6 protein-coding genes and 5 tRNA genes are annotated in these 7,224 nt (G+C 74.6%); 6 read left to right on the top strand and 5 right to left on the bottom strand.

Annotated elements, in window-relative coordinates; translation table 11 throughout:
* Positions 1-84: 84 nt before the first annotated feature.
* Both ACMA1D_RS30875 and ACMA1D_RS30870 read right to left on the bottom strand, forming a co-directional pair.
* Positions 85-918 (bottom strand): aminotransferase class IV, encoded by an 834-nt coding sequence (locus tag ACMA1D_RS30875; RefSeq protein WP_414727288.1) that lies wholly within the window; start codon positions 916-918, stop codon positions 85-87.
* Positions 915-1,997 carry a chorismate-binding protein gene (locus tag ACMA1D_RS30870; RefSeq protein WP_414727287.1) on the bottom strand — a complete coding sequence of 361 codons (1,083 nt, stop codon included), beginning with the start codon at positions 1,995-1,997 and terminating at the stop codon, positions 915-917. The genes ACMA1D_RS30875 and ACMA1D_RS30870 overlap by 4 nt, the downstream gene beginning before the upstream one ends.
* A gap of 148 nt (positions 1,998-2,145) precedes the next feature.
* Between ACMA1D_RS30870 and ACMA1D_RS30865 the strand changes: the two genes are divergently transcribed.
* The 5 genes from ACMA1D_RS30865 (at position 2,146) to ACMA1D_RS30845 (ending at position 2,630) form a co-directional block, all read left to right on the top strand.
* Positions 2,146-2,218 (top strand) — tRNA-Gly (locus tag ACMA1D_RS30865).
* 29 nt (positions 2,219-2,247) lie between these two features.
* Positions 2,248-2,318, top strand: a tRNA-Cys gene (locus ACMA1D_RS30860).
* 1 nt (position 2,319) lies between these two features.
* Positions 2,320-2,391, top strand: a tRNA-Val gene (locus ACMA1D_RS30855).
* Positions 2,392-2,465: 74 nt separating this feature from the next.
* Positions 2,466-2,537, top strand: a tRNA-Val gene (locus ACMA1D_RS30850).
* 21 nt (positions 2,538-2,558) lie between these two features.
* Positions 2,559-2,630 (top strand) — tRNA-Val (locus tag ACMA1D_RS30845).
* A 174-nt stretch (positions 2,631-2,804) separates the two neighbouring features.
* Here the strand turns inward: ACMA1D_RS30845 and ACMA1D_RS30840 are convergent.
* From ACMA1D_RS30840 to ACMA1D_RS30830, 3 genes are all read right to left on the bottom strand, one after another.
* The gene (locus ACMA1D_RS30840) at positions 2,805-3,074 is read right to left on the bottom strand and encodes a zf-TFIIB domain-containing protein (RefSeq protein ID WP_414727286.1); all 270 of its coding nucleotides are present in this window, start codon (positions 3,072-3,074) and stop codon (positions 2,805-2,807) included.
* Positions 3,075-3,306: 232 nt separating this feature from the next.
* Positions 3,307-4,326, bottom strand: coding sequence for a phosphotransferase (locus tag ACMA1D_RS30835; protein ID WP_414727285.1), 1,020 nt, complete (start codon positions 4,324-4,326; stop codon positions 3,307-3,309).
* Positions 4,327-5,127: 801 nt separating this feature from the next.
* The gene (locus tag ACMA1D_RS30830; protein WP_349997025.1) at positions 5,128-5,337 is read right to left on the bottom strand and encodes a hypothetical protein; all 210 of its coding nucleotides are present in this window, start codon (positions 5,335-5,337) and stop codon (positions 5,128-5,130) included.
* A gap of 763 nt (positions 5,338-6,100) precedes the next feature.
* Here ACMA1D_RS30830 and ACMA1D_RS30825 point away from each other — a divergent pair.
* Positions 6,101-7,224, top strand: a 1,124-nt coding sequence (locus ACMA1D_RS30825) for a serine/threonine-protein kinase (RefSeq protein ID WP_414727284.1), incomplete at its 3' end; no start/stop codon positions are given.

Genomic DNA, 7,224 nt, shown 5'->3' with positions numbered 1-7,224 from the left:
TCACGCGGCGCGCGGCCGGCCGTACGGGGCCGGCCGCGCGTCAGGGCCTACGGGTCCACCGACGCTGGACGGCCGGTGGGCGGGTCAGCGGGGGTCGGGGTTGGCTGCCGCGCGTTCGGTGAAGGTGCGCAGGACCTCCCGGGTGATCTCGCCCGGCTGCCCCAGTTCGCGCCCGCCGTCCGCGGGGCCGACCCGGTGGACGCCCTGGACGTCGCGGAGCGTGGAGGTCAGGAAGATCTCGTCGGCCTCATCCAGCGCAGCCAGCGGCAGGTCCGTCTCCTTCGCGCCCGACCACTCCACGACCAGCGCCCGGGTGACGCCGGCCAGGCACCCCGAGGTCAGCGGCGGGGTGTGCAGTTCGCCGCCGAGCACCAGGAACACGTTGGAGCCGGTCCCCTCACAGAGCTGGCCGACCGTGTTGGCGAACAGCGCCTCGGACGCCCCGGCGCGGCGCGCGGCGCCGAGGGCGACCACGTTCTCCGCGTACGAGGTGGACTTCACGCCGGCGAGCGCGCCGCGTTCGTTGCGGGTCCAGGGGACGGTGATGACGGCGGTGCTCGCCGGGTGCTCGATGGCCGCTCCGACGGCCACCACCAGCGTGGCGTCGGCCTCGCCGCGGTCGGAGCCGAGCGGTGCGACGCCGCCGGTGTAGGTGATGCGCAGCCGGCCCAGCGGCATGGGGTTGGCGGCCAGCACCGCGTCGACGGCCCGGCGCACCTCGTCCAGGTCGGGTTCGGGCAGGCCGAGGGCGTGCGCGGAGACGGTGAGCCGCTCCAGGTGGCGGGTGAGCGCGAAGGGGACGCCGTGTACGGCCTTGAGGGTTTCGAAGATGCCGTCGCCGACCGTCATGCCGTGGTCGAAGACCGAGACCCGGGCCTCGCTCTCGTCGCGCAGTGCCCCATCGAGCCAGATCGTCACCGTACCGTCCCTCCAGTCGCCTGCTGTGCCCCTGACGCTACCGCGAGCAGTCGGGCCGCCTTCAGCTCGGTCTCCTGCCATTCGCGCTCGGGGTCGGAGCCCCAGGTGATGCCGGCGCCGGTGCCGAAGCGCAGCACCGGGGTGCCGTGCGGGTCGCCCTCCTGCGGGGTGCGGTCGAGCCAGAAGGTGCGGATGCCGACGGCCAGTTCGGCGGTGCCGCGGTCCGCGTCCACCCAGCCGACACCGCCGCAGTACGGGCCGCGGGGAGCCGTTTCCAGGGCCGCGATGATCTCCAGTGCGCTGGCCTTGGGGGCGCCGGTCACCGAGCCCGGCGGGAAGGTGGCGGCCAGCAGCTCGGGCCAGCCGGCGCCGGCCGCCAGCGCGCCGCGAACCGTGGAGACCAGGTGGACGAGGCCCGGGTGCGGTTCGATCGCGCACAACTCGGGGACGGTCACCGAGCCGGTGGCGCACACCCGCCCCAGGTCGTTGCGGACCAGGTCGACGATCATCACGTTCTCCGCGTGGTCCTTCTCCAGCAGGTCCGCCGCGACCCGCCCGGTGCCCTTGATCGGGCCGGACTCGACCACGGCCCCGCTGCGGCGCAGGTAGAGCTCGGGCGATGCGGTGGCCACCTCGACGCCGTGTGCGGGCAGCCGCACCGTGCCGGCGTACGGGGCCGGGTTGCCGCGGGCGAGCAGCGCGGTCAGCGCGTCGACGTCGGCGGGGGCGCCCCCGGGCGCGCGCGGCAGCGGCGCGGAGAGCACCCGGCAGAGGTTGGCCTGGTAGACCTCGCCGGCCGCGATGTGCCGGCGGATGCGCCGTACGCCCGCGGTGTACGCCGCCCGGTCGAGCGAGGAGGTCCAGGCGTCCGTCGCGGGGCCACGCCAGCCGCCCGGGATCGGGCGGGGCACCGGCGCGGGTCGTACGTCGCCGAAGCGGGCGCAGGTCAGCCGCCCCTCGAAGTCCGCGACGACGGCCCAGAAACCCGCCGATTCGAGGGCGGCCGGGTCGCTGGTGACGTCGCGCAGGTCGGTGGCGAGGAGCCCGCCGAAACGGGCCATGGGCGGCAGGTCGTACACGGTGGCGAGTCTATGACCGGGTCGCGCGGCGCGCTCTGGGGCGGTGACCACCGCAGCACGCTGCGGAAACGGAATTTGAGCTGGCCCAGGAATCCGCTAGAGTTCAACACGTCGCCGGGACGCGGAAGTGTTCTGGACAACGACAACTGCGGACGTGGCTCAGTTGGTAGAGCATCACCTTGCCAAGGTGAGGGTCGCGAGTTCGAATCTCGTCGTCCGCTCGATGTGGGGGATTTTTTCCCTCACTCCTGGTGGAGTGGCCGAGAGGCGAGGCAACGGCCTGCAAAGCCGTCTACACGGGTTCAAATCCCGTCTCCACCTCGGACGATTAGCTCAGCGGGAGAGCGCTTCCCTGACACGGAAGAGGTCACTGGTTCAATCCCAGTATCGTCCACTGGGTCTTCGGACCCCGTACGACCTAGGTCAACGCCTGGGGTGAGGCACCAGCCCTTCGGGGCGGGTGGTCCCGCGCGATTAGCTCAGCGGGAGAGCGCTTCCCTGACACGGAAGAGGTCACTGGTTCAATCCCAGTATCGCGCACACGGTGTACTGCACCATCCCGGACGATTAGCTCAGCGGGAGAGCGCTTCCCTGACACGGAAGAGGTCACTGGTTCAATCCCAGTATCGTCCACACCGCAAACGGCCGGTGATCGGAGCTCAGCTTCGATCACCGGTCGTTTTTCGTCCATGGCCGCGCCGTGTGCCGCAGGGCGCCTGGCGGCCCGTGGGCCGGACCTTGCGGGCCCGGTCCACGGGGTGGTCCGGCGGCCGGCGGCTCAGCGGGCCGGGCCGGTGTCGCCGGTGCTCAGGACGAGAAGAGCATGTGGCCGAAGCTCCGCCGGCGGTGGCCGTGGCCGTGGTGCCCTGCGCCCCAGGCGGGGGCGGGGGTGGCGGGGTACGCCTGCGGGGCCGGGGCCGGCGGGGGCGCCTGCTGCACCCACTGCGACTCAAGCTGCGTCAGCGACTCAAGCTCCCCGTAGTCCAGAAAGATCCCCCGGCAGCCACTGCACTGCTCGATCTGCACACCGCTGCGGTTGTACGTATGCATCGGTGCATGACACTTGGGACACTGCATGGTCCGCTCAACTCCTCAGCCTTCGGGCATCCGCGCCGCCGGAACAGACGTCCGACGACGATGAGTTCACCCTACGGCGTGACTCCGCGGCAACCGCCCGGGGCTCCACGGCCGGTGCGGACGGGGCCCGGCTTCTTCTACGGAGTGGGGCCCGGAACGCTTCGCGGAGTGGGGCGTTGGCCGCTTGGGGAGTCGGATGCGGGCCAGGACGTTCGCCTGGGACCGGGGCGGGTCAGCCGGCGGTCGGTGGGGCCTGGGGCGGCGGTTCGGGCAGACCCACCATGCGGGCGCAGGCCGCCACCATCGCCTCTTCCGCCAGGTCCAGGGCCCGGGCCGCGGAGGCCGCCTTGACCAGGCCCAGTGCCGCGCTCTGCACGGTGAGCGCCCTGGCCGGTACGTCGAGGTGGGGCCAGGGATCGCCGGCCGGTCCCGCCGCCGGGCCGCCGGCCGCCCGATAGGAGTCGAGCAGCCTGTTCCACTCGTCGGGGTCGAGCAGTCCGGTGGCGAACCAGGCCGCGGGGCGGGCGAGGTCCCAGGCCGGGTCGCCGGTGCCGAGGTCGTCGACGTCGATCAGCAGCCATCCGTCGCCCGCCGTGCCCGGGCGGCCGGCCGTTGGGGCAGCCGGGGCGGTGGGTGACGGGCCGTGCGGGGGGCTCGCGGAGTGGGTGTGGCCCGCGAGGTCGTCCGGTGCCGCGAGCCGGACCAACTGCCCGAGGTGCAGATCGCCGTGGCAGAGCCGGTCGGCGGCCGGGGCCGGGGCGTCGCCGCGCGCCCAGTCGGGCAGCGCTCGCGCCGCGGCGTGGACGGCGCGGGCGGCCGAAGACCGGGCCACGGCCGGCTGCGCGGCGCGCAGTCGCCGCAACGCGCGGGCCACCTTGGCCGGCCCGTACATCGGCGGTACGGGCCCCGGCAGCGTGTCGACCGGCACCCGGTGCAGCCGGGCGAGCAGCCCGCCGAGCGCCTCCCACGGCACGGCGTCCCGCTCGTCGGGCGCCACCGGCGCCCCGTACGGCCACAGGCTCACCAACCGACCGCCGGGCAGCGGCGCGAGCAGGGCGGGGGTGGTCGCCGCGCTCGCGGACGGTGCGGGGGCGGGGGCGCTGGGGGTCCGTTCGAGGTGGGGCGCGGGGTGGCCGGGCGCGGCGAGCGGGAGGGGCGCGAGCAGGGACGTGCGGAGCGACGGGTGGGCCGCGATCCGCAGCCGGGTCAGCAGGGCGTCGGGGTCGGCATCGGCGGGGTGTGCCTTGGCCACGCGGGGGCCTAGCCGTACGACCGTGGCGTCGGACCGGTCCGCGAGGACCACCGGCGCGGCGTTGGTGCGGGGCTCCGCCGCTCCGGACAGTCCGCGTAGGAAGGCTGTGACCTGCGCGGTCTCGGTGATGGGGGGCGTCTCGGGGGCCGTGGTCGTGAGGGGTGGCCGGGTCGTGCTGGGGCACCGGGGCGTTCTCGCGTCCGGGCGCGTGCTGGCGTCCGGGCGCGTGCTGGCGTCCGGGCGCGTGCTGGCGTCCGGGCGCGTGGTGGGGGGCGGGGTTGGCTTGGCGGTCGTGGGTGCTCCGGAAGCCGCGGGTGCTCTGGTCGGATCGGGCGAGCAGGGTGGGGCAGGGAGGCCGGTTAGCTCCGTCGGGGCCGGGGCCGGGGCCTGGGCCCGTTCCGTTGCGGCGGCAGGCCGTGCGGGGTCAACTGGGTTGGCCGATGAGGTGGTTGAGGTGTTCACGGCCCCCCTTGGTGGCGCTGCTCCGGGCTCGGTGGCACGGTCCGGACGGAATCGCGCACGGGATCGCGGGCCGGAGCCGCATCCGCCCTGGGATCGTACGCGCCGTGGGGCACCGGGCTCGCGCCGAGCGGGCAGCCCTCGGATCGACGGGGAACGCACAAGGGTCCTGGTTACCTCCCCAGGTAACCAGGACCCTTTGACCCGGTGCCGGTCGTGAGGGCGAGTTGATCGCCTTCACTCCCGGGCTGTCCGGGCTTCGTGCCGTCCGCCGCACCCCCGTCCCCACGGGGTTATGGCCGGAAGTCCCCGGCCCGGGCCGCTCTCCCGGGCCTGGGGCGACTAGCGCCCCAGTATTCCGGCCACGGACGACGCTTGTGTGACGACGGCTTCCCAACCGCCGAACACGACTGCGAGGAGGGCGGCGACCGGCAGCACCATGGCTGCTGCCACCAGTGGGTGGCGGCGGGTCCCGGGACGTCCGGTGCCGAGCGCGGTGGAGACTCGCTGCCGCTGAGCTTCGAAGTCCGTGCGGCCTGCGGTGATCGCCATCGTCCCCTCCTCTGTGATGGTGGGGCGGCGGGCGTTGACCTCGGGGGACGAGTGCTACGCCCGCCGCTTGACCTCAACATTAGGTCTGCGGGCGGGTACCCGGCGTCATGCCCTCGTATCGCTTTCCTGGCCTCCCGGAGGATGACGGAGGGGGTGGAGCAGTACTCCCCTGGTTGCAGACCTCGCGCCCGGTACCCGGGTCTTCCCTGAGAAGTGGCCCCGACATGGGGGACGAGGGGCCTGGTGGACCCCGGTGACCTGCGGTGCCGCGGCCGGAGCAGGTGCAGGCCGGCGGCCGGCCGGCCTCCCGGTGATGTATCCCGCGGATGTACGCCGCGGTACCGGGCAGCACGGCGCATCGCACGCGCGGCGGGGGCCGCAGCCGTGCCGGCGGGGCCCGCAGCGGGTGACTTCCCTCACGTGCGGGGGCCCGTGCCGCCGTGGTGGGGCGTGCCTGCGGCCGGACCCGCCCGCGGTGACCGCGCAGCCGTACGCCCCGTCCCCCGTGCCGGGTGGGATCTCCGTGCGACCTCCGCTCATACGCCCAAGGTCCCTACTCCGGCGGCCGTTTGGGAAGGCCGGGATGGCCGGGGACGTTCGGGGTCGTCGCGCCGGTCCGACGGGCCGGCGCTCCGGGGCCTGCTGACAATCCGTCTCCCGACGCATGCACGGCCTCTGCGCACACCGCCCCGTCAATCCGTAAGCTGTGGCACGTCAGACGGGCAGCAGCGTGGGGCCTCCCCACCGGAGGTAGGGGACGGACATGGCGATGATGCGGCTCCGACGCGAGGACCCGCGTGTCGTCGGCTCGTTCCGGCTCCACCGTCGGCTCGGTGCCGGCGGGATGGGCGTGGTCTACCTGGGCTCGGACCGGCGCGGCCAGCGGGTGGCGCTGAAGGTGATCCGGCCCGACCTGGCGGAGGACCAGGAGTTCAGGTCGCGCTTCGCGCGCGAGGTGTCGGCCGCCCGGCGCATCCGCGGCGGCTGTACGGCCCGGCTGGTGGCCGCGGACCTGGAGACCGAGCGGCCGTGGTTCGCGACCCAGTACGTGCCCGGGCCGTCGCTGCACGACAAGGTCGGCGACGAGGGCCCGTTGCCCGCCGCGCAGGTGGCGTCGATCGGCGCCGCGCTCGCCGAGGGGCTGCTCGCGGTGCACGATGCGGGCGTCGTCCACCGCGACCTCAAGCCGTCGAACATCCTGCTCTCGCCCAAGGGCCCGCGCATCATCGACTTCGGCATCGCCTGGGCGACGGGGGCCAGCACGCTCACCCATGTGGGTACGGCGGTCGGCTCACCCGGCTTCCTCGCGCCCGAGCAGGTGCGGGGCGCGGCCGTGACGCCGGCGACGGACGTGTTCGCGCTCGGCGCCACCCTCGCCTACGCCTCGATGGCGGACTCCCCCTTCGGGCAGGGGAGTTCGGAGGTCATGCTGTACCGGGTGGTGCACGAGGAGCCGCAGTTGGCCGGAGTGCCCGATGCGCTCGCCCCGCTGCTGTACTCCTGCCTGGCGAAGGACCCCGAGGACCGGCCCAGCACCCTGCAACTGTCGCTGCGGCTCAAGGAGATCGCCGCGCGCGAGGCGCACGGGCTGTCGGCCGGCCGTCGCCTCGGCCCCCAGGAGCCACTGCGGCAGCGCGGCGAGCGGCCGAGCGGGCAACTGGCCGAGGAGTACGCGCAGCAGCACACGGAGCGGCGGCCGAACGAGGCTCCCCCGCCGCGCGGGGCCGGACGCGGCGCCGCAGTGCGCGGTCCCGGCGCCCGTACCGGCCCGGGAACGGCCGGCTCCCGCGGCGCCACCCCCGCGCGCCTGGCCGGACCCAGGTCCGGACCGTCCTCGCGCGCGGGCGCCCGCACGGGGGGCGGCGGCACGGCGCCGCGCACCGGCGG

It is taken from the genome of Streptomyces sp. 796.1 (genome assembly GCF_047525675.1).
Lineage (GTDB): Bacteria > Actinomycetota > Actinomycetes > Streptomycetales > Streptomycetaceae > Streptomyces.
This window is presented reverse-complemented; position numbering and strand designations above follow the sequence as displayed.

What these genes read in the sequence shown, in the direction of transcription:
- ACMA1D_RS30840 (WP_414727286.1), bottom strand. Translation starts at nt 3,074, where the DNA reads ATGCAGTGTCCCAAGTGTCATGCACCGATGCATACGTACAACCGCAGC.
- ACMA1D_RS30830 (WP_349997025.1), bottom strand. Translation starts at nt 5,337, where the DNA reads ATGGCGATCACCGCAGGCCGCACGGACTTCGAAGCTCAGCGGCAGCGA.